This is a genomic window from Planktomarina temperata RCA23, from assembly GCF_000738435.1.
Taxonomy (GTDB): domain Bacteria; phylum Pseudomonadota; class Alphaproteobacteria; order Rhodobacterales; family Rhodobacteraceae; genus Planktomarina; species Planktomarina temperata.
Window position 1 is genome coordinate 1,006,873 of record NZ_CP003984.1, and the last position, 25,442, is coordinate 1,032,314.

The following is a 25,442-nucleotide window of genomic DNA, read 5'->3' on the forward strand; positions in this document are numbered from 1 at the left end:
GGCGCCGGCGGTTTGCCTGCTGCGGTGATTGCATCTTACATGGCCGCCCTGCGTTCAAATCGTTTCAGGCGATGAGCGCTGAGGGATCCGCAGATAGACAATACAAAGATGGCGACAATCAATATGAGCGGTGTCCCGTCAAAAAATTGCCCGGCGACCGAGGCCAATAGGATAGAGCCCAAGGTCGCAACCGCGCTGGTGACGCTGGCGGCTGTGCCGGCGATATGCCCGAGTGGCTCCATAGCCAAAGCTGTGAGGTTGCCCAACGTCATTCCGGCTTGAAAAAACAGTCCGAAAATCCAAAAGATGAAAAGCGCAAAGCCAAGATCACCGGCCATCAGCCCTTGCGCGTATAGAAGCAGCATCCCGAGGCTCCAGACAATCTGTATGCGCAGGGCCGCACTGATCAGGCGACGCATTCCGAGGCGCATGACGATCATGGAGTTGAGAAAACTGGCCGAGGCGGACAGGCCCGCCACCAAGGCAAACCATTGGGGAAAACTGTCGGCGCGGTTGTAGAATTGATCGAAGATCTGTTGCACCATGAGGATGCTCAAAAACAGCATCGCATAGGCAAACACCATGGTCAGCATCGACATGCGCACCATGCCGAGGGAAAATATCTCGACCAAGGCGGTTTGAAAAGCCTTTCTGCGGAAGGGGATGCGCTGCTCTGGTGCTAGGGGTTCTTGAATTCGCAATCCGGTCCAAGTGGTGCTCAGGGCTGAAAATACAATGAAAATCACAAAGATTGATTGCCAAGCAAAAATTGAGATCAATCCTGCCCCAAGCAAGGGGGCAAGAGCGGGAACAATGGAGAAAATAATCATAACAAATGAGGAAATCTGTGCCATTTGGCGCCCAGAATACAGATCGCGGATCAAAGCTTGGGAGACAACGCGCGGGGCGGCGGCACCGAAGCCTTGACAGAGGCGCGCAATAATCATGGTCTCAAGATTGCTGGCGAAAATACAGATGATGGAGGCCAAAATATAAAGCCCCGCGCCCCAATAAATCACGGTTTTACGGCCAAAGCTGTCCGACAGCGGGCCGGCGATTAATGTACCGGCAGACATGCCAATAATGAAGGTCGACAAGATCAACTGCACGTTATTGGGGCGCTCAGGTGTCAGTTGCGCAGCGATATCGGGCAGCGCCGGCAACATCGCATCGATCGAGATGGCAACGGTCGCGACCAGCATGGCCATCAGGGTGATAAATTCAGGAGTTGAGATCCGCATGAGTTTCCAGATTTAAATGTATGAGAACTTAGTCATGGGAATGAACTGAAAAGTAAACACCTGCCGCGCTACATTAAACGGGAACACTCAAACAGGTCAAAACCAAAGCCGTCAGCAGCGCGCGCAATTTCAGCCACCAATCTGGCGTCAATCGGTGACGGAAGAACACGATATCTAGGCCGAAGAGCGCCAAGAATCCGGCGCTGAGCGCCGCAAGCTGCTCGGGCGCGTTGCTGGCCAGCACGAAAGTCGCCCAGAGCGCTGGAAGGACCGATAGGCCGAAAAATAAGGGGGCGTTTTGCTTTGGTGCTTTACACGCGAACCCCCAAAGCACCCCGGACATAAACGATAAGATCACCGCGCCATAGGTCAGCTGTAGATCGCGCCCCAAAAAACCGGGGCCGAGCCAATCGGCGATCGGTCGGGAAATATCCGTGTTCCAAGCGCTTATAGCCCCCCAAAGAAACGGCAGCACGCCGGCAAGGCCAAGCCACAAGGGGGCGGTTGGGATTTGGGTTCGAATGGCGCGGCTGTTAAGAAAATTCATGGGGTGCGGTCTTGTGTTGCGAGATCTTTTAAAAATTGTTCGGCATCGGATCGGATGGCCTGTTGTTTGTCGGCATCCATGTGATCGTAAACCCGGTACATCATGCCAACCCGTGGATTGGCGCGCAGCTTGGCGCGGTTGCGGTCGAGAAAATCCCAATAAAGGTAATTAAATGGGCAGGCCTTTGGGCCGTTTTTGGCCGTGACGCTATAGCTGCAGCCTTTGCAATAGTTGGACATTTTGTTGATATAGCCACCGCCAGAGGCATAGGGTTTGCTGGCCAATTTACCGCCATCGGCAAAGAGCGCCATGCCCGAGACATTTGGCAGTTCAACCCATTCGAAGGCATCGGCATAAACGCTTAAAAACCAGTCATTGACCTGCGCGGGCAAGATACCGGCCAGGAGCGCAAAATTCCCCAGAACCATCAACCTTTGGATGTGGTGCGCATAGGCATGATCTATCGTCTCTTGCACCGATTGGCGCAAACAGTTCATGCGCGTGTCAGCGGTCCAGTAGAAGTCGGGTAGATCGCGCTGGGCATCAAAAAAGTTGAGCGTTTCATAGCCGGGCATATTTTGCCAATAGAGACCGCGCACAAATTCGCGCCACCCCAAAATTTGCCTTATAAAGCCTTCAACCGCATTGAGAGGCGCTTGACCTCGATGATAGGCCTGCTCGGCTGCGGCAATACACTCAAGCGGAAGCAACAAGCCGGTGTTGAGATAGAGCCCAATATGGGCATGGAACATCCAGGCTTCATCTTGAAGCATGGCATCTTGGTAATCGCCAAAGAAGGCCAAGCGTTCCTCAACAAATTGCTGCAATGCCGCGCGTGCGCCCTCAGCGGTCACGGCGAAATGGAAGGGGGTGGCGGCGCCCATATGGTCGGGGAACAGCTGTTCGACCATCGCGCAGACCTCTTGGGTGACGCCATCGGGCGCAAGGCGAAACGTGTCGGGAATAGTCAGTGTCGCATTGGGCGCTTTGCGGTTGTCGCTGTCAAAATTCCATTGATCTCCAATCGGCTGGTCACCCTCCATCAAGATATTGTAACGCTTGCGCATTTCACGATAGAAATATTCCATGCGCAAGGATTTGCGCCCCGCGCTCCAGTTCTGAAAGTCGCTGTGGCTGGCGAGAAATCGCGTGTCGGGGCGGATATCGACCGGCAGATTTAGCAGATCAGGCCAAAGCTTGATCTCTTCCAAAACACGATATTCGCTGGGCTCTGTTACGACGATTTCGTCAAAATCGCCCATTTGAGCCGCGCGGGTCACTGCATCGGAAAAGCGTGACACAGGCGTGGCATCATCGAGCTTGTGGTAGATCACCCGGTATTTTGCGTCCCGCAGCTCTTGTGCGAAATGCCGCATGGCGGAGAAAATGAAGACTAGTTTTTTCTTATGGTGTTTGACATAGGTGGCTTCTTGCTGAACTTCACAGATCAAGATGGTGTCTTTGGTCTTATCGGCACCGTGCAAACTCGATATTGTTGGACTGAGCTGATCGCCTAAGATTACGCGTAATACCGCCACTTTTCCCTCAATTCCGTTTTGCCCAGGCTGGTGCCCACTCTTGGAACCTTCAACTAGATTGATTTGACCGCGCTGCAACGCGGTGCTTTGAATTTTTGCTGGGTGAGAGGCCAAGAGCGCATTGCAATATCGGCGTGCCGCTATAGCTCAGAGGCAACATAGGAGCTGGCGATGGCACAAGTGATGACGGCAACCCGTGCGGCGGGGCAAGCGCGGCTTGAACAGTTTTCCGCGAAAATGGGGCGCGATTATGCCCAGGGGCGCAACTTCGATCGGGGACCGGCTGCGCATCAGGATGTGTCGATGCTATCAGCCTATATCCGACGCCGGCTCATAACTGAGCCCGAGGTCATCGCCACGGCCATAAAAACGCAAGGCGCTGAAGCCTCTGCAAAGTTCATTGATGAGGTGATTTGGCGCAGTTATTTTAAGGGGTGGTTGGAACAGCGGCCCGAGGTGTGGAACAACTATACCGCGGGGTTGCGGCAAGACTTGGCCGCGCTGGAGGGTGATGTGGGGCTGCGCCAAGCGGTTCATGCCGCCGAAACGGCGCAAACCGGGCTGGACTATTTCGACAGTTGGGCAGCTGAGCTGATTGAGACCGGATATTTGCACAACCATGCGCGGATGTGGTTTGCCTCCATTTGGATCTTCACGCTTAAATTGCCATGGCGCCTTGGGGCAGATTTTTTCTTGAAGAACTTGTTAGACGGGGATCCGGCCTCCAATACCTTGAGTTGGCGCTGGGTCGCGGGGCTGCACACGCGCGGCAAACCCTATGTCGCACAGGCGAGCAATATTGCGCGCTTCACCGAAGAACGCTTTGTGCCGCGCGCGCAAGAGTTGACGCAGAGCGCCTCTGGGCTGGAGGCGCTTGAACCTGACGGGCTGCCAGAGTGCAATCCTCCAAGGGTGCCAAATGCGCCGCAACTGCACCTTCCAACCGCGATTTTGTTTACGGAGGAGGATTGCCGGATCGAAGATTTTCCCTTTCGAGACTTGATCTGCACCGCTGCGGCCACTTTGGCGGCGAGCCCCCTGCGTTCGCCGCGTGATGTCGCGCAGCTTGTGGTGCGGTTCGAGGCGGGTGCTTTGGCCGATGTTGCGCAAAGATCGGGTCTTGCTGTCTCAGCGACGCAGATTGGCGCGCCGTCAGATCTTGCGCGGTGGGCGCTGCAATCGGGCGCGCAGCAAATTGTGACGCCCTATGTGCCTGTTGGCCCCCTGCGCGATTGGCTTGCGCGCGCCCAACCAGAGCTCGAGGCGGCCGGCATTTCCTTGACGGAATGGCGGCGCGATTGGGATGCGATGGTCTGGCCCCATGCGACCGCGGGATTCTTTAAGGTCAAAAAACAAATTCCGAAGTTCTTGCGCACAATTTGTGCATGAGCGTTGCGTCCATCTTTACCATCCAAACAGATCGTTTGTTGAGAGGGCGGGCGGCCCGGTTGGTGTCTCGTGTTGGTCGCTCGCCGGGGGCGATGGCTGGCGACGCGATGGTTTCGGCACGTCGCGTCTTGCATAATGAAAGGAATGCAATAAGCTCAGTGTTAAGACCTTAACGTTCCTGCGCTTAACCCATTGTTAATAAACTGGGAGGCGTTTGCCTTGATCTTTGTGATCTGTCTTTTGTGTTAAGCCTAGCGCTTAGGTTATTTTGCCAAGACGGTGGGTGAGACATAGGCCAAAGACTTTGCGTAAGATGATAACGCCAAAAATAAAGACTACGAATAGGGAGAAAATGAATGAAAATTGCGATGACTGTGAACGGCAAATCGGTATCTCGTGATGTTGCCGGCAATACTTTGTTGGTCGAATATATCCGGGATCATTTGCGACTGACGGGCACCCATGTGGGCTGTGACACCAGCCAATGCGGCGCTTGTGTTGTGCATGTGGATGGCAAGGCGATGAAATCCTGCACCATGCTCGCGGCCAGTGCTGAAGGCGCGGCGGTGACGACCGTGGAAGGGCTCGCGAAATCGAAAGATGAGCTGCATCCCATGCAGGTGGCGTTTAAGGAAAACCATGGTCTGCAATGCGGGTTTTGCACCCCGGGCATGATCATGACCGCAACCGATATGGTCGCACGCTATCAAGCCGAGGGCAAAACACTGACGGAAGAAAATATCCGCCATGAGCTTGAAGGTAATATTTGTCGCTGCACCGGCTACCATAACATTGTGAAATCCATCGCGGACGGTGCGTCCAAGATGACGTCAGCATAGGGGGACGGGATATGTCAGAAGGAATTGGCGCGCGCGTTTTGCGCAAGGAAGACAAGAGATTCATCACCGGCAAAGGCCGTTACACAGACGATATCATCGAGGCCAACCAAGCCTATGCCGCCTTTGTGCGCAGCCCGCATGCGCATGCGCGGATAGTCTCGCTGGACACCTCCGCGGCTTTGGCTATGGAGGGGGTTGAAACGGTTTTGACTGGCCCGGAATTGGTCGCCGATGGCATCGGCAACATCATCTGCGGTTGGGGCATTACCTCCAAAGATGGCACCCCCATGAATATGGGCGCTTGGTCCGCTTTGGCGACCGAAAAGGTGCGCTATGTGGGTGATGCCGTTGCCATTGTGGTGGCTGATAGCAAATCCCAGGCAAAATTGGCCGCTGAGGCGGTGGTTGTGACCTATGAAGAGCTGCCCGTTGTGGTCGGCTCGGTCGAGGCCTTGGCCCCCGGTGCACCGCAACTACATGACAATGCCCCTGGCAACTTGATCTTTGACTGGGAAATTGGAGATTTGGCGCCCACCGACGCGGCCTTGGCCTCTGCGGCGCATGTGACGGAGATGGAGATCACCAACAATCGTTTGGCGCCCAATCCAATGGAGCCACGATCTGCAATTGCCACTTTTAACGAGGCGGAAGATCACTACACGCTTTATACCACAAGTCAAAACCCCCATGTGGCCCGTTTGGTGCTCTCGGCTTTCTATAACGTCGCGCCTGAGCATAAATTGCGGGTGATTGCGCCAGATGTTGGCGGCGGTTTTGGATCCAAGATTTATATTTATCCCGAAGAGATTGCCTGTCTTTGGGCCTCGATGAAGTCGGGCTGTTCGGTGAAATGGACCTCAGACCGCACTGAGGCTTTCCTCACCGATGCCCATGGGCGCGATCATGTTTCAACCGCGAAAATCGGTTTTGACAGCGATGGCAAGATTGTGGGCTTGAAGGTGAACACCAAAGCCAATTTGGGCGCGTATATGTCCCTGTTTAGCTCGGCTGTGCCGACCTATCTCTACGCGACTTTGCTGTCAGGCCAGTATGATATTGCAAATATCTATTGCGATGTTCAGGCGGTTTACACCAATACCGTGCCGGTGGATGCCTACCGCGGAGCGGGGCGCCCAGAGGCCTGTTATGTGGTTGAACGCATCATGGAAACGGCGGCGCGTGAAATGGGCATGGACCCTGCCGAGCTGCGATCAAAGAACTTCGTGCGCAGCTTCCCGCATCAAACGCCTGTGATTATGGCCTATGACAGCGGTGATTTTGACGCCAATTTGAAGCAGGCCCAAGAGGCCGCAGATGTGGCGGGTTTTGCCGCAAGAAAAGCCGAAGCGGCCAGCCGTGGCAAGCTGCGAGGGATGGGCTATTCCAACTATATCGAAGCCTGCGGCATCGCACCGTCAGCTGCGGTGGGAAGCCTTGGAGCAGGCGTTGGCCTGTGGGAAAGCGCAGAGGTTCGGGTCAATCCCGTGGGCACCATTGAGATCCTCACAGGCTCGCACAGCCACGGGCAGGGGCATGAAACCACATTCGCGCAGATCGTGTCGGAACGTTTTGATTTGCCAACGGAAAACATCCAGATTGTCCATGGCGACACCGATAAGGTGCAATTTGGTATGGGCACCTATGGCTCCCGGTCCGGTGCTGTCGGCATGTCTGCCATTGTGAAAGCGATGGATAAAGTGGAAGCCAAGGTCAAGAAAATCGCCGCCCATGTGCTTGAGGCCGGCGAGGATGATATCGTGATCGAAGGTGGGGCCGTGAAAGTGGCTGGCACTGACAAACAGATGCTCTGGCATGAGGTTGGTCTTGCAGCCTATACGGCCCATAATATCCCCGAAGGCATGGAGCCGGGTCTGAAAGAAAGCGCCTTTTATGACCCGACCAATTTCACATTCCCAGCGGGGTGTTACATTTGTGAGGTCGAAGTGGATCCCGAAACCGGGGTGACGGAGGTGGTGCAATTTGTAGCCTCTGATGACTTTGGCACCATCATCAACCCGATGATTGTGGAAGGCCAAGTGCATGGCGGTATTGCGCAGGGCATTGGCCAAGCGATGCTTGAAAATGTTGTCTATGACGCGGCCGGTCAACAGCTATCGGCCAGCTATATGGATTACGCCATGCCGCGCGCCGATGATTTGCCAAATTATTCGGTGCATCATGCCTCGACCACCTGTCCTGGAAACCCGCTTGGGATGAAGGGCTGTGGGGAGGCCGGTGCGATTGGCTCGCCGCCTGCGGTGATCAACGCCATCACGGATGCCATTGGCAATAACAATCTTTCAATGCCGGCCACCCCCTCTGCGGTTTGGGCCGCGTTGCAGGATGTGAGCCAAAAACTAGCAGCTGAATAAGGAGTTTGGACGATGTATGAGACCAATTTTCATAAAGCGGCCACCGCACAAGAGGCTGCCGCCCTGTTGAACACCTCTGAAGATGGGAAAATATTGGCCGGGGGGCAAACCTTAATCCCCACCATGAAACAACGACTTGCCGATCCGACAGATGTGATTGATCTAAGCGGCGCGGCGGATCTGCGCGGGATTACCATTGCCGGTGATCAGGTCACCATTGGGGCGATGACACCCCATGCAGAAGTGGCGGGACATGCCGCTCTCGCCGCGCTGTGCCCTTCGATTTGTAAACTTGCGGCGAATATCGGCGATCCCGCTGTCCGTCATCGCGGAACGATTGGCGGGTCTTTGGCCAATAATGATCCGGCGGCTGATTATCCAGCAGCGGCCCTAGCCTTGAATGCGCGGATCCACACAACCTCTCGTGAAATTGCAGCGGATGATTTTTTCGAAGGTATGTTTACCACAGCCTTAGAAGAGGATGAGATCATCACCGCCATCAGCTTCACCGCCCCGGCGAAAGGTGGTTATGGCAAGTTCCCTAATCCGGCGTCGCGCTATGCAATGGCCGGCGTGTTTGTGGCCAAATCAGCCGACGGCAGCGTCCGGGTTGCTGTGACCGGCGCGAGTGAAGACGGGGTCTATCGCCATGACGGTCTGGAAGCGGCCTTGAGTGCGGATTGGTCGGCCTCTGCTGTTGATGGGGTCGAGATCTCATCGGACGGGCTTTTGTCTGATCTTCATGGAAATGCGGAATATCGCGCTAATTTGATCAAGGTCATGGCCAAACGCGCTTTGGGCTAGATCTTTCACAAACCTTACACACCAACCCCATTTTTGGGGTTGGTGTTGCCAATTTATAGGGCAGATATCTTGCAAAACTTGCCGCAGTCCATCGACGCAACCACCGCTCTGCTCGCCTCTGAAGGCTATGTGGCCGATCGTGCGCTGTCGACCTTGACCTTCCTCTCCCTGACGCTCAATCGACCAATCTTTTTGGAGGGCGAAGCCGGCGTTGGCAAAACAGAACTGGCCAAGGTGATCGCCAAAACTCTTGGGCGAGATTTGATCCGCTTGCAATGCTATGAAGGGTTAGACGCCAGCAGCTCGGTCTATGAATGGAATTTCGCCGGCCAAATGCTGGCAATGCGCAATGGGGCGGAGCAAGGCGACATATATTCAGAAAAATACTTGATCAAACGTGCCTTATTGCAGGCGGTTGAGCCGCATCCCTCTGGGCCGCCGGTCTTGCTGATCGATGAGATTGACCGCACAGATGCACCCTTTGAGGCGTTTTTGTTGGAGGCGCTCTCTGATTTTCAAGTCACCGTGCCAGAGCTGGGCGTGATCAAAGCCCCAGAACCGCCGATTGTGATTTTGACCTCTAACCGCACGCGTGAGGTACATGACGCGTTGAAGCGCCGCTGTCTCTATCACTGGGTCGATTATCCGGGGTTTGACCGTGAGATGGAAATTTTGCGTGCCCGCCTGCCAGAGGTGAACGCCGATTTAAGCCGCGAGGTGGTGGCTTTCATCCAAAAGCTTCGCGAGGAAGAGCTGTTCAAGCGGCCCGGACTGGCCGAGACCTTGGACTGGGCCAAATGCCTTGTGGCGTTGGATGTTGTGGCACTCTCACCCGATGTGATCACAGACACCATTGGTGCGGTGCTGAAATATCAAGATGATATTGCCAAGATCACCGGGGGGCCTGCAACACGGATTTTGGAGCAAATCAGGCAAGATATGCAGGCGCTGTAATGGCAGATGCTGCAGGGAGATTGCCGGACAATATCGTCTATTTTGGCCGCGCCTTGCGCCGGGCCGGCGTGCCGGTTGGAACGGCGCAAATCCTGGAGGCCCTGCGGGCGGTGCAGCTGGTTGGCTTCACCAAGCGGCAGGATTTTCACACCACCCTACGGGCGATGATTGTGACCCGGCCAGAGCATCTGCTTATATTTGATCAAGTCTTTGCAATGTTCTGGCGCGATCCTGATTTCTTGGAAAATATGATCACCAACCTCCTGCCTGTGATCACGGCCCCTTCGGTTGAGAAGCCCATGAAACCGGCGCAGAATAGGGCCGCGGAGGCGATGGCGGCCGGTGGGGGAAAGCCGCGCGATCTGCCCCCTCAAGAGCTGTTGGAACTGGATGCGCAGTTTTCTCATTCAGATGTGGAGAAACTGATGCAAAAGGATTTTGAGGCAATGAATGCCACGGAAATTCGCCAAGCCGAACAGGCCATTCGAAGCCTGCAGTTGGATTTACCACAGCTGGCGGGGCGGCGTTTTGAGACGGCGGCTCGGGCCTTACGGATTGACCGGCGAAAAGCGCTGCAACAGGCGCGGCGCAGCGGCGGTGAACTGCTCACTTTGCCGAAGCAGCGGGCAAAGCCCCGACAGCTCAACCTCGTGGTGCTATGTGATATTTCTGGATCCATGACCCGATACAGCCGAATGATGATGCATTTTGTCCATTCCTGCGCACAGGCGCGTGGGTCGGACTGGGCCGCAGTGCATGGCTTCACCTTCGGCACTCAGCTGCATAATATTTCGCCTCAGCTGACCATTAAAGACCCCGATGCTGCTCTGGCTGCGATCGGTCAACATGTGCAGGATTGGGAGGGCGGCACCCGCATCTCTGAAAGCCTTGGGACGTTTAATCGTGACTGGGCCCGGCGGGTTTTGTCAGCCCCGGCCGTGGTTTTGCTCATAAGTGATGGGCTTGAGCGGTCGGGACTTGCGGCGCTTGAAGGAGAAATCGCCCGACTGGCCCTGCAAGCCCGGGATCTGATATGGCTTAATCCCTTGTTGCGCTGGGACCAATTCTCGCCGCAGGCCGCAGGCATCAAAGCCATGCTGCCGCATGTGTCCTCACTGGTGGCCTGCCACAATCTTGGCAGTTTGCAAGATCTTTCAGATCATTTGAACGGCCGGCGCGGTGTCGATCACAAGGCGCGTTTGATGCGGTTGCTCGCATGAGGGCCAGCGTCCCCCATGGGTGCCCGTTTGTGCCTTGCACGGGGTGATTGATGCCCCGCTTGCAGTTAGTTATGACTGTGGACAGTTCAACTTATGAGGGGCGCAATGTCCGATCTGCTTAAAAAACCTTTTGGAACCCATGGAAAAGTGCATGAAATCACGCCGCAATCTGCGGGTTGGCGCTATGTGGGCTTTTCCCTCTATCATTTACGCGCGGGCGAGCGCGCGGCTGAGCTGACGGGGGATCGCGAAGTTATTTTGGTGATGGTGGAAGGTAAAGCGCAGATCTGGGGCGCAGGGCAGGATTGGGGGGTCTTGGGCGCGCGGATGTCGGTGTTTGAAAAGACGCCGCCCCATTGTCTTTATCTGCCCAATGACACCGACTGGGCGGCCGTGGCCGAGACCGATTGTGTCATTGCTCTGTGCACAGCGCCGGGCAAAGGGGGGCATGCGGCGCGGCGGATTGGGCCCGAGGGCATCACACTGACGGAGCGGGGCAAGGGGGTGAATACCCGCTACATCAACAATATTGCGATGGAAAATGAAGATTACTGTGACAGCTTGCTGGTGACAGAGGTGTTCACCCCGCCCGGGCATTGGTCCTCATATCCTAGCCATCGCCACGATGAAGATGATTATCCGCGGATCACCTATCTTGAGGAGACCTACTATCATCGGCTCAACCCTGCCTCGGGCTTTGGGATTCAGCGGGTCTACACGGATGATGGGCAATTGGATGAGACAATGGCGGCCAAAGATGGGGATGTGGTCTGTGTGCCGCGCGGCCATCACCCTTGCGGTGCGCCACATGGCTTTGAAATGTATTATCTCAATGTCATGGCCGGGCCGCTGCGCAAGTGGCGATTTGTGGCGGCGCCCGAGGTGGAATGGATCTTGGAACGCGATGGGTGAGGGCTGGATCTCACGGGCCTAGAGTAAAGCGAATATCACCGGGGCGAAGAAAACGCCGAGGCCCGCTAACATGCCCCAAATGACCTTGCGGGTCAGATAGGCCGTGCCAACGGCGGCACTTGCGGCGGCCAGATGCAACAGGGTGACCCCATCGGCGGCATCGGTTGGCCAGAGCACGAGGGGCGCCACCATGCCCGGAAGGACTGCGACCGGGGTAAAGCGCAGCATACGCTCAATCACAGGCGCCATGCGCTTTGAGCCGATCAATCCAAGAAACGAAAAGCGAATGGCAAATGTACCGATCGCGATGAGCGCAATAATCAGCCAGATTTCAAATTGCGAGTAATTCATGCGCTGCGCTCCAGCAGTGTTTCGACAATGACCCCTGTGACCATGGCGCAAAAAGCTGCAATCAAGAGCCCGCTGCCCGACGGCAGGCTGGCCAGTGCTAGGGCTAGAACAACTGACACAAAGGCGGTGGCGATATGGGCCAGCGATTTCAGCAAGGGCGCCACAGTGGACAAAAACGCCAGAGGCAAGACAAAGGACACCTCCAAACTGCTGGGTATCCAAGTGCCAATCTCTGCGCCGATATAAGTAAACAGGCACCATAGCGGCGCAATCGTGAGCGAGACCCCTGCAAAATAAGCCACCCGTGAGGGCAGGGGCATGTCGGGTTGGTCTTCATATTTTGCAACAGCGAGCACATAGCTGTGATCAAAGTTCAAGTACCCAATAAAGGCCCGCTGCAACAGAGGCGCGCCGCCCAAATGGGGTGCCAAAGCAGCGGAATACATGGCCATTCGTAGGTTAACCGCCAAAGCGGCAGCGAGAATGAATCCAATGGCGGCATTGTCGAGCATCAATTGCAGCGCGGCAAATTGCGAGGCGCCCGCGATGACAAGAATGGAAAAGCTCAGGGTTTGGGCCAGGCTCAGCCCCGCTTCAATGGCAACAACTCCAAAGAGGGTTGCGAATGGCACGACCATGACAATAAAGGGCAAGACATCCACAACCCCTGTCCAAAAAGCAGAACTTTCTAAAGAGCGTGTCATCAGGTCAGCCTTTTACAAGATAGGTTTGATATGGCCCGCAGCACAGGGGGCCCATGCGCCCTAGGCCGGCGGGGCCGTGTCGCGAATTAACTTCCAATTGACCGCATCCAACAAAGCCTCAAAGCTGGCGTCCACGATATTGGCGGAAACGCCGACGGTGGCCCAGCTGCGTCCTTTGCTGTCTTCGCAATCGATCACCACGCGCGTGACGGCCTCTGTGCCACCTTGGGTGATGCGCACCTTGTAATCGGTCAAATTCATGTCATCGATCATCGCCTGATAAGGGCCAAGGTCTTTGGCCAGAGCTTTGGAGAGCGCATTCACAGGGCCCCGGTCATTGCCCAGCTCATCCATTGACTCGCTGACGGACATTTTCTTTTCGCCATCAATCCGCACCACAACCAATGCCTCGGACAAAGACACCATGCGATTGTATTTGTTTTTGCGCCGCTCCACTGAGACTTTGTAGCGTTTGACTTCAAAAAAAACTGGACAGAGCCCCAATTCGCGCCGTGCCAATATCTCAAAACTGGCTTGTGCCGTGTCGTAGGAATATCCTTGTGCTTCGCGCTCTTTGACCAATTCCAAAATACGCCCCAATGCGGGGTCGTCTTTTTCGACGATCAAATTTGCCTCTTTGAGGCGTTTGCGTAGGTTCGATTGCCCGGCTTGGTTCGACATGGGGATGTCGCGTTGATTGCCGACCAAGGCCGGGTCGATATGCTCATAGGTGACAGGGTTCTTGAGGATGGCGCTGGCATGTAGGCCGGCTTTATGGACAAATGCGCTGGCTCCGACGAAAGGGGCCTGGGGCGCTGGTATCCGGTTGAGAATATCGTCGAGCACCCGTGAGGCGCGTTTTATGTCCCGCAAAGCCGCATCAGTGACGCCGATCTCATAGTTCGACCGATAGGGCTCTTTGAGCTTGAGGATTGGCAGAAGTGAGGTGAGGTTGGCATTACCGCATCGCTCGCCCAACCCGTTCAGCGTGCCTTGAATTTGCCGTGCCCCTGCATCGATGGCAGCCAGGGTATTGGCGACAGCATTTTCTGTATCGTTATGGGTGTGAATGCCCAAATGATCACCCGGCAGCCCGGCTGTGATGACCTCTTGCACGATCTGGCCAACCTCGGCCGGCAAGGCGCCCCCATTGGTGTCGCATAGCACGATCCAACGTGCGCCTGCGGCAAAGGCGGCCTGAATGCAGGCGCGTGCATAATCGGGATTGGCCTTATAGCCATCAAAGAAATGTTCCGCATCAAACAGAGCTTCCCGGCCCTGGCTGACGAGATGCTCGATTGAGCGCCTAATGTTCTCAATATTTTCGTCCAAGGTGATGCCAAGCGCCGTTTCGACATGAAAATCATGGGTTTTACCGACCAGACAGACAGCCGCTGTATTGGCATTGACCACAGCATTGAGCGCCGTGTCATTTTCGGCGGAATGTCCGGCGCGTTTGGTCATGCCAAAGGCCGTGAAGGTGGCGCGGAGTTTGGGTTGGCTGTCAAACCAAGCGCTGTCGATCGGATTGGCCCCTGGCCAGCCGCCCTCAATATAATCAACGCCAAGCGCGTCTAAGGTCGCTGCGATTTGCTGTTTTTCCGCAAGTGAAAATTGCACCCCCTGCGTCTGCTGACCATCCCTTAGGGTGGTGTCATAGACATATAGGCGTTCTTTGGTCATGAAGGGCTCCAGTTTGCGCGCATAAAACCAGCACAAGGCGAAAGGTCAACCCCGCGCCTCTGCCTCTTCGCCCTAAGTCTGCACCATCAAAGCATCGAGCCCGTGGAAATGGTAGCTGTTGGCATAGGTTGGCGCTTGGCTAATGTGCAAATTCGGGCAGCGGTCAAAGAGCAGCTGCAAACTGAGTGAAATTTCCAGCCGGGCAAGCGGCGCGCCAACGCAAAAATGCAATCCGGCACCGAAGGATTGATGGGCGGTGGATTTGCGGTGTGGGTCAAAAACATGCGGATTTTCGACAAAGGCGGGATCGCGATTGGCTGCTGCCAAAAGGCAAGCCACCTCTTGGCCCTTGTGAATATCAAAACCAAAACACGTGGTGTCTTCATAAGCAAATCGGGTGAAGAGATGCAAAGGCGGGTCGAAGCGCAAGACTTCTTCAACCAATTGCGGTGTCACCTCACGGTGGGGGCTCGGCAGAAGCGTTTTGAGCGCATTGCCCAGCGTGTGCACCGTGGCCTCATGCCCGGCGTTGAGCAGCAATATGCAGGTGGAGATCAACTCGGCACCGGTGAGCTTTTCGCCTGCTTCCTCAGCTGCAATGAGATCGGACAATAGATCGTCACGCGGCTGGCTGCGGCGGTGGGCGATGTAGCTGTCCAGAAAGGCGGTGAACTCCAGCGTGGCCTGATTGGCTGCGATTTCCACCTCATAGCTGCGGTTCGATTGATACATGGCCACCATTGCGTTGGACCAGCTTAGAAGATCCGAACTTCGATCGGTGGGCACGCCCAAGAGTTTGGCGATGATATGCACCGGCAGGGGGCGGGCGAAGGCGTTGAGGAAATCAAAGGGCTGGGCGGGGAAGGCGTCGATCAACCTGTGGCAAGTCTCTGTGATCTGAGGGGCCATGGCGGCAACTTTTTTGCTGGTGAAGGCGCGCAAAACCAAGCCGCGCAACCGGCTGTGGCGCGGCGGCTCAAGCTCAAGCATCGAGTGGCTCTCATTGGCCTGCCAGTCGGCGAGGTGGGCGGGACATTGGGGCGCGGTCAGGGCCTCTCGGCCAAATTTGCGGTTTGTCAGCAGCCCGCGCACCGCCCGGTAGCTGACGGCAGCTGGCATCTTATAGTCATCCCACCACACCAGATCACCCATCGCGCGGGCGCGGTCATAGGCGGGATAGGGATTTTGCACAAAACTGGTATCTGTGGGCGATTGTTTGAATATTTTCATGTCGCCATGACAGCCGAAACTGTGCACTGTGACAAGATGTGTTGAATGTATTTCAACATCCGACGTAAAAACGACGAAAGTTCCTTGTTTTTTAGCCACCGCGATATAGAGTCTGTCTCACTCCGGGCAAACCGGTTAACTTGGGAGGATACCATGAAATATTTTACTGCGGCAGCGGCCGCTGTTGCACTGTCGTTTTCTGCAAGCGCAGCTTTTGCGGCCTGTGATGCCGGCGAAACTGTCATTAAATTTAGCCATGTGACCAATACAGACAAGCATCCCAAAGGGATTGCGGCGACTTTGTTGATGGATCGTGTCAATGCGGAAATGAATGGCAAAGCCTGCGTTGAAGTTTTCCCAAATTCCACACTGTACAACGATGACCAAGTGTTGGAAGCCCTGTTGAACGGTGACGTTCAAATGGCCGCGCCATCCTTGTCAAAATTCGAGCAATTCACCAAACAGTTCCGCATTTTCGATTTGCCGTTTATGTTCAAAAACATCCATGCTGTGGATGAGTTCCAAAGCTCCGCAACGGGTCAAGCGATGAAAGAATCGATGACCAAGCGCGGCCTGCTTGGCCTGGCGTTCTGGCACAATGGCATGAAGCAAATGTCAGCCAATGTTCCTTTGATGCTGCCGTCCGATGCCGATGGTTTGAAATTCCGCGTGCAAAACTCTGAAGTGCTCAAAGCGCAAATGGCAGCAATGGGCGCAAGCCCGCAGCCAATGGCTTTCTCTGAGGTCTATGGCGCTTTGCAAACGGGCGTTGTGGATGGGCAAGAGAACACTTGGTCCAATATCTTTGGCCAAAAATTCTTTGAAGTTCAGGACGGTGTGACAGAAACTGATCACGGTGTGATCGATTACCTCGTTGTGACCTCAACAGATTTTTGGGATGGTCTGCCCTCAGATGTGCGTGACCAACTCGCGACGATCTTGACCGAGGTGACTGAGGCCCGCAATGGCGAGTCCACTGCGGTGAACGCGGCTGCCAAGCAAGCCATTTTGGATGCGGGCGGTGTTGTGCGGACATTGAACGCCGACCAGCGCGCCGCTTGGGTTGAAGCCATGTTGCCGGTTTGGGGTCAATTTGTTGACGGCGTAGGCCAAGACAATATCGACGCTGCACAGGCGATCAACGCCAACCACTAAAGCGGCTCACAAGCCTATTGGCCTGCAGAAATGCAGGCCAATTTTACATTTTAGGACTTGCAAAATGTCATCATCCCCCCAGACCCCTCGCTCCAGAATAGGCCATTGGGTCAATGAGATTGAGGAGACGGCCATCGCCATCCTTCTTGGCCTTATGACTCTGATTACCTTCACCAATGTGGTCCTGCGCTATGGGTTCAACACGGGATTGATTTGGGGGCTTGAAGCGACAACCTTCTTGTTTGCGTGGCTGGTATTGTTTGGTGTGAGCTATGCGGTCAAGGTGACGGCGCATTTGGGCGTCGATGCGCTCATCAATGTTTTTAAACCGAAAACGCGCCGAATTCTAACGCTGATCGCGGCGGCGGTTTGCGTGATCTATGCTGGGCTACTGATGAAAGGGGCTTGGGATTACTGGGCCAATTTCGCCAATTTGCCACAAACGACGGGGCGTTGGTTTCCAACCGGATTTGAAGAGATGAAACGCACCTCTTACCGCGGATGGTATGAGGTCATTGATATCGCCTTTCCCGAATGGTTGCGCTGGATCCAACCTCTCATGAACGATGGGGATGACTATGAAAAAATCCCGCGGTTCATTCCTTATTTTATTCTTCCCTTTGGCATGGCGCTGCTCTTGTTCCGCTTTGTCCAAGTCTTCGTGCGCTTGCTGCGCGGCCAAGAGGCCAGCTTGATTGTCAGCCATGAAGTTGAAGAGGCTGTTGCCGAAGTTAAACACTTGAACGCTAAGGACTAACCCTATGGAAGTTGCAATTTTATTTGCTGTTGTTGTTGGTCTGATGCTCATCGGCGTGCCCATTGCGGTCAGCCTGGGGATGGCGTCCATCTTGTTTTTGCTGGCCCTTGGCGATACTTCGCTGGCCTCCATTGCACAGACATTCTTTCAGGCCATGGCGGGCCATTATACCCTGCTGGCCATTCCCTTTTTCATACTGGCCTCGGGCTTCATGTCCACCGGCGGTGTGGCGCGACGGATTATCCGGTTTTCTGTGGCCCTTGTGGGGCATGTTCCGGGCGGTCTGGCCATTGCCGGCGTGTTTGCTTGTATGATGTTTGCGGCGCTCTCGGGTTCGTCGCCGGCCACGGTTGTGGCGATTGGCTCCATCGTGATCGCGGGGATGCACCAAGCGGGCTATACAAAGGACTTTGCTGCGGGTGTGATCGCCAACGCGGGCACTTTGGGCATTTTGATCCCACCGTCCATTGTGATGGTGGTCTATGCCTCCTCGGTGGATGTTTCGGTCGGGCGGATGTTCTTGGCCGGGGTCTTGCCGGGCCTTTTGGCTGGCAGCATGTTGATGATTACCATCTACATTATGGCGCGAGTGAAAAACCTGCCAAAGGGGGATTGGCAAGGATGGGATGAGGTTGCAGCTTCCGTTCTCGATGCCGCCTTTGGATTGGTTTTGATCGTGATCATTCTGGGCGGAATTTACGGCGGTATTTTCACCCCAACAGAGGCCGCTGCTGTGGCCTGCGTCTATGCGTTTTTCGCAGCTCTGATGATCTACCGCGATATGGGCCCCTTGCAAGGCAAGGGCTGGTTGCGTGAGAGCGAGCAGCGCGCCTTTGGTTTGGGGCTGCGCGTTGTGGCCTTTGCAATTATTGGCTTCTTGCTGCATGTCTCGCTCGGCAAGGCGGGTGTCTACCCCGCGGGTTGGGGGCTGGCTGTTGCGATTGCTTGGGTTTTGGTCTGCCTCGCCACCGGCTGGGCGATGACCCATTTTGCGGCCCAGCGTAGCCGCGTGGCTTGGCCCGTGATCGTGGTGCTGGGCGCTGTGCCGGGCGTCATCTTTGCCTATTGGACGATGATCTCAATTTTCCACGGCCTATCGGAATTTGCCTCCGGTTCGATGCTCGCTTTTGCCAGCACCGGGCTTTTGGCTCTTGTTGCTGCGGTGTTTCTCTTCGCGGCCACCGTGGCACCAGCCATTATCTTCACGTTTTCGCTGCATGGAGCGGCCCGCGAGGGGGAGGCCACTGGATTTGGCGTCAGCCTTTTGGGCGGCGCCAAGGCCATGGGCCGAGGTGTGATTGAGGCGATTATCTATTTGCCAGCCGCTGTTGTGCATAAAGACACCCGCAAAACCTTGTTTGAGTCTGGAAAACTCACAGTGACTTTGATGTTCATCATCGCCAATGCGCTCATCCTCAAACATGTGTTGACGGATGAGCAAATCCCTCAGCATATTGCCTCTGCCATGCTGTCCGCAGGGTTTGGGCCGATTATGTTCTTGGTGATCGTCAATGTGATCTTGTTGATTGGCGGGCAATTTATGGAGCCATCGGGGCTTTTGGTCATCGTGGCGCCCTTGGTCTTCCCGATTGCAATTGAGCTGGGCATTGACCCGATCCATCTGGGCATCATCATGGTGGTGAATATGGAGATCGGCATGATCACCCCGCCCGTGGGGCTCAATCTTTTTGTGACCTCTGGCGTGGCGAATATGCCGATGATGTCCGTTGTGCGCGCGGCCTTGCCCTTTTTGGCGGTCCTGTTCGTTTTCTTAATTCTGATTACCTATGTGCCTTGGATTTCGACGGTCTTGCCAAATGCGATGATGGGACCGGAATTGATTGTAAAATGATAGATTAGAAAGGCCAAAGCCTATATCCCTTTTGCAAAGGGCTTGCGGCCAAACGGAGGATAATAATGGACCCGGTGACGCTGACACATGACATGATCGTTGTGCTTACGGTGCTTTTTGTGACGGTTACATTGTTTATCACCGAAGCCTTTCGCATCGATTTGACCGCAATCCTGACCATGCTGGCCCTGGGGTTGCTCAGCCAACTGCCCGGACTTGGCAATCTCGCCGATACCTCGCGATTGTTTGACGGCTTTGCCTCAAACGCGGTGATTTCGATCATTGCCGTTATGATCATCGGGGCGGGGCTCGATAAGACTGGTTTGATGTCGAAAGTGGCGGGTTATATTTTGAAACTCGGAGGGGCGAAGGAAACGCGAATCGTGCCGATCATTTCCGGTTCGGTCGGGGTTATCTCATCTTTCATGCAAAACGTCGGGGCCGCAGCCCTGTTTTTGCCGGTGCTCAGCCGCATTTCCGTGCGGGCAGAATTGCCCATGTCTCGGCTTTTGATGCCTATGGGATTTTGCGCCATTTTGGGCGGTACGATCACCATGGTGGGCTCGTCGCCGCTGATCTTGCTCAATGATCTTATGGGCGTTGCCAATGCTGGATTGCCGAGCGACCAACAGATGCGCCCCTTTGAGCTTTTCGATGTCACGCCGATAGGTCTGTGTTTGATTATAACTGGGATCTTATATTTCATGCTCTTGGGACGCTGGATTTTACCGCGAAGAGATGGCGCGGGTGAGGGCACCTCGGCGCAATCGATGCTTGACTATGTCAAAGCGGTTTACGGGCTAAAGGCGGTTATCTTTGAGGTGAAAGTGCCCGATGGCAATATTCTGATTGGCCATCGTTTGGCCGATATCATGGATGCGCATCACATCTATATCATCGGCACAGATTATCGCGGCCGCCAAGTGGTGGCCCCCATGGCCCCCACACAGATTGAGGCCCCTTGCCGTTTGGCCATTTTGGGCCGCCGGCGGGTGGTGGAGGAATTTGCCGAAATCTACTGCTTGGAAATTTTACCGCAGCTTGACAATTTTTCCGACAATTTTGCGGCGACCCATGCAGGTGTGGCGGAGATTGTTGTGCCGCCCGGCTCATCTGTGATTGGCAAAACCCCGGGGCAGATCCGTTTTCGCGCCACCCATGGCCTGTCGTTGCTGGGCATTCATCGCGGGGAAGACACCTTGAGCCATGTGGAAACCCCTGATCACGCCGCGACGCGTCTCACCCATGTGCCGCTTTTGGCAGGCGATACTTTGGTGGTGCATACCAAGTGGGAATCCCTGACAAGGCTGAGCCGCAACCGTGATTATGTCATTGTCACCTCTGAATACCCGCGCGAAGAGGTGCGGCCGCAAAAAGTGAGCTGGGCTTTGGTCTTCTTTGTCTTGGCGATTGCCATGATCTTGCTGACCGATATTCGCCTGTCTTTGTGCCTCTTGACCGGCGCCTCGGGCATGATCGTGTCGCGTGTCCTGTCCATCGATGAGGCCTATGAGGCCGTCAGCTGGAATACCGTGTTTTTATTGGCCAGCCTTATCCCCCTTGGGGTAGCTGTCCAAGCCACGGGCACAGCGGCTTGGATTGCGCAACAGGTTCTCATGCTCTTAGAGGGATGGCCGATTTGGGGCTTGCAAGTGGGCGTGGCGATTATGGCCACGATCTTCACTTTGGTGATGTCCAATGTGGGGGCCACCGTGTTGCTCGTGCCCTTGGCTGTCTCCATCGCAGTCGCGGCAGGCGGCAACCCGGCGATTTTTGCGCTGACCGTGGCTATTTCGACCTCAAACTCTTTTTTGATCCCCACCCATCAAGTAAATGCTCTGATTATGGGGCCGGGCGGCTATCGTGTGGTTGATTTCGTGCGTTGCGGCGCGGGGATGACCCTATTGTTTCTGGTCGTCTCTATGGTGGTGATGAACCTGCTGTTTTAACTCTCAGCCAAGCTGCGCATAATGGGTAGGAAATCCTCGGCTTTGAGACTGGCACCGCCCACCAATGCGCCGTTCACATGGGTGATGGCGAAAATTTCTTGGGCATTGCTCGGCTTGACTGAGCCGCCATAAAGGATGGAGATCTCCTGACCTGCCGCGCCAAAAATGGCATGGAGCTGAGCGCGCAAAGCATCGTGGACTTCGGTGATTTCAGCCACAGTGGGAACAAGACCCGTCCCTATGGCCCAAATTGGCTCATAGGCAATGATGACCTGGGCATCATCGGGCAGGGAGCCGGACAGCTGCGCCAACACGACCTCAAGCGCCTGACCTGCGGCGCGTTGCTCTTGGCTCTCACCAAGGCAGATGATGGGCGTGAGCCCGGATTGGAGAGCCGCTTGCGCCTTGGCGCGCACCAAACTGTCGCTCTCGCCATAGCCTTCGCGCCTCTCGGAGTGGCCAAGAATGACATAGGAGGCACCGCAATCGGCCAGCTGCGCGGCGCTGATGTCGCCGGTGAAGGCACCTGACGGCGCGTGGTGGCAATTCTGCCCGCCGATGGCCAATGGTCCAGCCAGTTTGGCCGCTCTGTGTAGTAGATGCGCCGGCGGGCATAGAATGGTGGAGCAGGGGCTCTCTTGTGCGGCCTCCGCAATGGCTTGGATCTCAGACAGGCTGGCCTGTGTTCCGTTCATTTTCCAATTTCCAGCGGCGATTTTTTGGGGCATCGGAGATCCTTCCACGAGGTGGGTATTGATTTAGGAGTTTTACAGCAAAGAGCGTCTGGCCCAATCGCAGGCCAGCTCCGGCTCGTCCATTGCAGCGTCGGGCAGGGTCCAATAGGGCATGGCAACACGCTTGTCGCCCTTGCCGTCATGAATAAATTGCTGCGATCCTTGGGCGGCGAGGTCGCTTGCAAGCGCGCCCTTTGCCTTGATCATCAAAGCGCCCGTGCTGATGACAAGTGCAAAAATCACCCCATCGGCATAGACCGCCAATCCGCCAAACATTTTGCGGGTTGTCAGAGTGCCGACGCCTGAAAAAAGATCTTTCACAAAGGCGATATCAGCGTCGGAAATGCTCATTTTTTGGCGAAAAGCGTTTCGTCAAATTTGATGCTTTCGCCGCAGCCACAGGCATCAACCACATTTGGGTTTTTGAATTTGAAGCCAGATTCCAACAGGCTGGTCTCATAGTCAATCTCAGTGCCGAAGAGGAACATCTGCGCCATTGGGGCAATCATAACCCGCGCGCCCTCGGTTTCAATCAATTCATCATGGGCTTCGATCTCATCGACATAGTCCATTGTATATTCCATGCCGGCGCAGCCGCCCTTTTTCACGCCAATACGCAGGCCCTTATGGCCCTCGCGCGCCATGAGCTTGGTGATTTGCCCAATCGCGGCAGGGGTGAGGGTCACAGCTTGTTTACCCGGAATACCGAACATGTCTGATCCTTTTCAATCTGCTCTTAACCTAAGAGCGGGCCAAGCGAACTGCAAGAGGGGACATGCAGGTTGCAATCGCTCTTTGCGACCAGCCTGCGGTGTTCAGACGGCGCGGGACCCTACATAAAGCCCAATTCGAGCCTTGCCTCATCGGACATCATATCCATGCCCCAAGGCGGCTCCCAAACCAGCTCAACATCCACATGTTTGACGCCGGGCAAGGGTTCAACGGCCTCGGCCACCCAGCCGGGCATTTCACCGGCGACCGGGCAGCCGGGCGCGGTGAGGGTCATGGCAATTTTCACCTCGGAGTCCTCATTGATATCTACCGTATAAATGAGGCCAAGATCGAAAATATTAACTGGAATTTCAGGATCATACACCGTGCGGATGCTGTCGACAATATTGTCATACAGCGGGTGATCTGTGCTCGAGGGCGCGATCAATGGTGTACCTTCAACAGGGGACTCGTCCGACATGTCATGATCCTTGAGTATTTTTATAAGGTATAAAGGGGCAGGACGCTGGGGTAAAGCAATAACCTGAAGTAAGACCGTGATGCGCGGCGGGCGCGCCCTTGGTTTTGGGTGAAAATCGTGAATTTTGCGACCAATCGCTTGATCCTTCATAAGGTTTAGAGCATGTGAGGCCCATGACAGAAAAATTCTCATTCCAATTGCATGCGCGCTCAGGCAAGGCCCGGGCTGGCACGATTCACACCCCGCGCGGCGAGATCCGCACGCCAGCCTTTATGCCCGTTGGAACGGCGGCCACGGTCAAGGCGATGTTGCCGGGCTCTGTGCGGCAAACTGGGGCGGATATATTGTTGGGCAATACCTATCATTTGATGCTGCGCCCGACCGCGGAGCGGATTGATCGGCTGGGCGGGCTTCACAAGTTTATGAACTGGGAGCGCCCCATTTTGACCGATAGCGGCGGGTTTCAAGTGATGAGCCTGTCGAGCCTGCGCAAGATGAGCGAAGACGGGGTGACGTTTAAGTCGCATATTGATGGCTCAAAGCATCATCTGACGCCCGAGCGCTCGATGGAGATCCAACGGCTCTTGGGCAGTGATATCGTGATGTGTTTCGATGAATGCCCGGCTTTACCGGCCGAACGTGATGAAATTGCCCGCTCCATGCGGATGTCGATGCGATGGGCCGGGCGCTCTCGCGAGGCCTTCGGTGATCGTCCGGGTCATGCTTTATTTGGCATTCAGCAGGGCGGTTTGGATGAGCAATTGCGCGGCGAAAGTGCCGATGCGCTCAAGGCCATTGGTTTTGAAGGCTATGCGGTTGGCGGTCTGGCGGTGGGTGAGGGGCAGAAGGCCATGTTCGAGGTGCTCGATTTTGCGCCCGATCAATTGCCCGAGGACAAGCCGCGATATTTGATGGGTGTTGGCAAGCCTGATGATATCGTGGGCGCCGTGAAACGCGGCATTGATATGATGGATTGTGTTTTGCCCAGCCGGTCCGGTCGCACAGGGCAGGTCTTCACCCGCCGGGGTGTGGTAAACATTAAAAATGCGCGTCACCAAGATGACCCGCGGCCCTTGGACGAGGCCTGCAGCTGCCCGGCCTGCAGCAATTATTCGCGCGCCTATTTGCACCATGTTTTCCGCAGTCAGGAGATTATCAGTTCCATGTTGCTGACCTGGCATAATCTGCATTATTTCCAAGAGATTATGCAGCAGATGCGCGCGGCTATTGCGGTAGATGATTTTGCCGGATTTGAACGCCAGTTCCATGCAGAGCGGGCTTTGGGCGATATTGAGCCGGTGTAGCAAAGGGGCCTTTAGGGTGCCAATGTGATGCGCAGCTTCGCCGGATAGGCATAGCGGTCCTTGCTGCGGTCGCGCAGGGAAATCGTGCCTGCAATGCGCGGCCCACCGCTGCCCAATGTGAGCCGCAGCCCTTCGTTTTTGGGAGCAGATTGATTTACGGCTTCGAGCGTAAAGCGGGCCGCAAGATTTGTGCCCGGCAGGCTGCAATATCCATTGATTGGCGCGGGCGCTCCTTTGTAGAGCGGCAAGCGCACCTGCGCCGGAGTCTGAAAGGCGGCCGACAGGCGCTGATCTGGCGTGAAGATGTGGCAGCGCGCGCCCGGCCGCTCTTGGCGATGGCCCGCCACGAAGCTGCGGACTGTAATGACATCAAACCGCAGCGGCTGGGTGGTGATCTTGGCGTTTGGACTGCGGGCATCCGCGATGTAATCTGTAATGGGCAACGGGGGGGCACAGCTGGCCAGTGCAGTGAGTAGCACAAGACTAACGGCAAATCGCATTGTGACACCTCTCGAACTGATCTCATGCTATCGCGCGGCGCCGGTGGCTGCAAATGAAATGCCTGTGGCGCTGGGGGATTGGAGATTTTATATCGACTAAGGCGCAATATTTAAACTTATTTAAACCTCATGCTTGCACTTCTTAGATTGTGCAGGCAGTTTACATGGGGTCTTGAAAGTGAGGCGGTTGCGCCCCAGTTATATAGCAAGATTGG

At 55.4% G+C, this 25,442-nt stretch carries 24 protein-coding genes; 12 read left to right on the top strand and 12 right to left on the bottom strand.

Annotated elements, in window-relative coordinates:
• Positions 1–35: 35 nt before the first annotated feature.
• The 3 genes from RCA23_RS04815 to RCA23_RS04825 all read right to left on the bottom strand — a co-directional run bounded on the left by RCA23_RS04815 (position 36) and on the right by RCA23_RS04825 (position 3,326).
• Entirely contained in the window at positions 36–1,241 is a 1,206-nt protein-coding gene (locus RCA23_RS04815; RefSeq protein ID WP_044049338.1) for a multidrug effflux MFS transporter, read from the bottom strand.
• Positions 1,242–1,314: 73 nt separating this feature from the next.
• Complete coding sequence (locus tag RCA23_RS04820) at positions 1,315–1,788, bottom strand: DUF3429 domain-containing protein (protein WP_044049339.1); 474 nt, start codon at positions 1,786–1,788, stop codon at positions 1,315–1,317.
• The gene (locus RCA23_RS04825) at positions 1,785–3,326 is read right to left on the bottom strand and encodes a cryptochrome/photolyase family protein (RefSeq protein ID WP_044051296.1); all 1,542 of its coding nucleotides are present in this window, start codon (positions 3,324–3,326) and stop codon (positions 1,785–1,787) included. The genes RCA23_RS04820 and RCA23_RS04825 overlap by 4 nt, the downstream gene beginning before the upstream one ends.
• A gap of 171 nt (positions 3,327–3,497) precedes the next feature.
• On the opposite strand from RCA23_RS04825, the gene RCA23_RS04830 reads away from it, so the two are divergent.
• The 7 genes from RCA23_RS04830 (at position 3,498) to iolB (ending at position 11,816) form a co-directional block, all read left to right on the top strand.
• Entirely contained in the window at positions 3,498–4,715 is a 1,218-nt protein-coding gene (locus RCA23_RS04830; RefSeq protein WP_044049340.1) for an FAD-binding domain-containing protein, read from the top strand.
• A 356-nt stretch (positions 4,716–5,071) separates the two neighbouring features.
• Positions 5,072–5,554 (top strand): (2Fe-2S)-binding protein, encoded by a 483-nt coding sequence (locus RCA23_RS04835; RefSeq protein ID WP_044049341.1) that lies wholly within the window; start codon positions 5,072–5,074, stop codon positions 5,552–5,554.
• 11 nt (positions 5,555–5,565) lie between these two features.
• Entirely contained in the window at positions 5,566–7,926 is a 2,361-nt protein-coding gene (locus RCA23_RS04840) for a xanthine dehydrogenase family protein molybdopterin-binding subunit (protein WP_044049342.1), read from the top strand.
• 12 nt (positions 7,927–7,938) lie between these two features.
• On the top strand, positions 7,939–8,730 hold the full coding sequence (locus RCA23_RS04845) for an FAD binding domain-containing protein (protein WP_044049343.1): 792 nt from the start codon (positions 7,939–7,941) through the stop codon (positions 8,728–8,730).
• Between the two features lie 66 nt (positions 8,731–8,796).
• The gene (locus RCA23_RS04850; RefSeq protein WP_044051297.1) at positions 8,797–9,684 is read left to right on the top strand and encodes an AAA family ATPase; all 888 of its coding nucleotides are present in this window, start codon (positions 8,797–8,799) and stop codon (positions 9,682–9,684) included.
• Positions 9,684–10,904: a vWA domain-containing protein gene (locus RCA23_RS04855; protein WP_044049344.1), complete on the top strand. Its 1,221-nt coding sequence runs from the start codon at positions 9,684–9,686 to the stop codon at positions 10,902–10,904. Before RCA23_RS04850 ends, RCA23_RS04855 begins: the two co-directional genes overlap by 1 nt.
• A gap of 105 nt (positions 10,905–11,009) precedes the next feature.
• Positions 11,010–11,816, top strand: a complete 807-nt coding sequence (gene iolB, locus RCA23_RS04860) for a 5-deoxy-glucuronate isomerase (protein ID WP_044049345.1) — start codon at positions 11,010–11,012, stop codon at positions 11,814–11,816.
• Positions 11,817–11,834: 18 nt separating this feature from the next.
• Here the strand turns inward: iolB and RCA23_RS04865 are convergent, their stop codons facing one another.
• From RCA23_RS04865 to RCA23_RS04880, 4 genes are all read right to left on the bottom strand, one after another.
• Positions 11,835–12,167 (bottom strand): AzlD domain-containing protein, encoded by a 333-nt coding sequence (locus RCA23_RS04865; RefSeq protein ID WP_044049346.1) that lies wholly within the window; start codon positions 12,165–12,167, stop codon positions 11,835–11,837.
• Positions 12,164–12,871: an AzlC family ABC transporter permease gene (locus RCA23_RS04870; protein WP_044049347.1), complete on the bottom strand. Its 708-nt coding sequence runs from the start codon at positions 12,869–12,871 to the stop codon at positions 12,164–12,166. Before RCA23_RS04870 ends, RCA23_RS04865 begins: the two co-directional genes overlap by 4 nt.
• A gap of 60 nt (positions 12,872–12,931) precedes the next feature.
• Positions 12,932–14,554: a citramalate synthase gene (gene cimA / locus RCA23_RS04875; RefSeq protein WP_044049348.1), complete on the bottom strand. Its 1,623-nt coding sequence runs from the start codon at positions 14,552–14,554 to the stop codon at positions 12,932–12,934.
• Between the two features lie 72 nt (positions 14,555–14,626).
• Positions 14,627–15,784, bottom strand: a complete 1,158-nt coding sequence (locus tag RCA23_RS04880) for a cytochrome P450 (RefSeq protein ID WP_044049350.1) — start codon at positions 15,782–15,784, stop codon at positions 14,627–14,629.
• A gap of 153 nt (positions 15,785–15,937) precedes the next feature.
• On the opposite strand from RCA23_RS04880, the gene RCA23_RS04885 reads away from it, so the two are divergent.
• The 4 genes from RCA23_RS04885 (at position 15,938) to RCA23_RS04900 (ending at position 21,497) form a co-directional block, all read left to right on the top strand.
• Positions 15,938–16,939 carry a DctP family TRAP transporter solute-binding subunit gene (locus tag RCA23_RS04885; RefSeq protein WP_044049351.1) on the top strand — a complete coding sequence of 334 codons (1,002 nt, stop codon included), beginning with the start codon at positions 15,938–15,940 and terminating at the stop codon, positions 16,937–16,939.
• A gap of 64 nt (positions 16,940–17,003) precedes the next feature.
• Positions 17,004–17,696, top strand: coding sequence for a TRAP transporter small permease subunit (locus tag RCA23_RS04890; RefSeq protein ID WP_044049353.1), 693 nt, complete (start codon positions 17,004–17,006; stop codon positions 17,694–17,696).
• 4 nt (positions 17,697–17,700) lie between these two features.
• Positions 17,701–19,548 (top strand): TRAP transporter large permease, encoded by a 1,848-nt coding sequence (locus RCA23_RS16905; RefSeq protein WP_044049354.1) that lies wholly within the window; start codon positions 17,701–17,703, stop codon positions 19,546–19,548.
• Between the two features lie 65 nt (positions 19,549–19,613).
• Complete coding sequence (locus tag RCA23_RS04900; protein WP_044049355.1) at positions 19,614–21,497, top strand: SLC13 family permease; 1,884 nt, start codon at positions 19,614–19,616, stop codon at positions 21,495–21,497.
• On the opposite strand, the gene tpiA is transcribed toward RCA23_RS04900, so the two are convergent.
• The 4 genes from tpiA to RCA23_RS04920 all read right to left on the bottom strand — a co-directional run bounded on the left by tpiA (position 21,494) and on the right by RCA23_RS04920 (position 23,423).
• Positions 21,494–22,225 (bottom strand): triose-phosphate isomerase, encoded by a 732-nt coding sequence (tpiA, locus tag RCA23_RS04905; RefSeq protein WP_044049356.1) that lies wholly within the window; start codon positions 22,223–22,225, stop codon positions 21,494–21,496. The genes RCA23_RS04900 and tpiA overlap by 4 nt on opposite strands.
• 39 nt (positions 22,226–22,264) lie before the next feature.
• On the bottom strand, positions 22,265–22,582 hold the full coding sequence (locus tag RCA23_RS04910) for a TfoX/Sxy family protein (RefSeq protein WP_044049357.1): 318 nt from the start codon (positions 22,580–22,582) through the stop codon (positions 22,265–22,267).
• Complete coding sequence (locus RCA23_RS04915; protein ID WP_044049358.1) at positions 22,579–22,944, bottom strand: HesB/IscA family protein; 366 nt, start codon at positions 22,942–22,944, stop codon at positions 22,579–22,581. Before RCA23_RS04915 ends, RCA23_RS04910 begins: the two co-directional genes overlap by 4 nt.
• A 119-nt stretch (positions 22,945–23,063) precedes the next feature.
• Positions 23,064–23,423 (bottom strand): SUF system Fe-S cluster assembly protein, encoded by a 360-nt coding sequence (locus RCA23_RS04920; protein ID WP_044051298.1) that lies wholly within the window; start codon positions 23,421–23,423, stop codon positions 23,064–23,066.
• A gap of 173 nt (positions 23,424–23,596) precedes the next feature.
• On the opposite strand from RCA23_RS04920, the gene tgt reads away from it, so the two are divergent.
• Entirely contained in the window at positions 23,597–24,727 is a 1,131-nt protein-coding gene (tgt, locus tag RCA23_RS04925) for a tRNA guanosine(34) transglycosylase Tgt (RefSeq protein WP_044049359.1), read from the top strand.
• 11 nt (positions 24,728–24,738) lie between these two features.
• Here the strand turns inward: tgt and RCA23_RS04930 are convergent, their stop codons facing one another.
• A complete protein-coding gene (locus RCA23_RS04930; protein ID WP_044049360.1) occupies positions 24,739–25,227 on the bottom strand; it encodes a hypothetical protein in 489 nt (162 codons plus the stop codon).
• Positions 25,228–25,442: the final 215 nt, after the last annotated feature.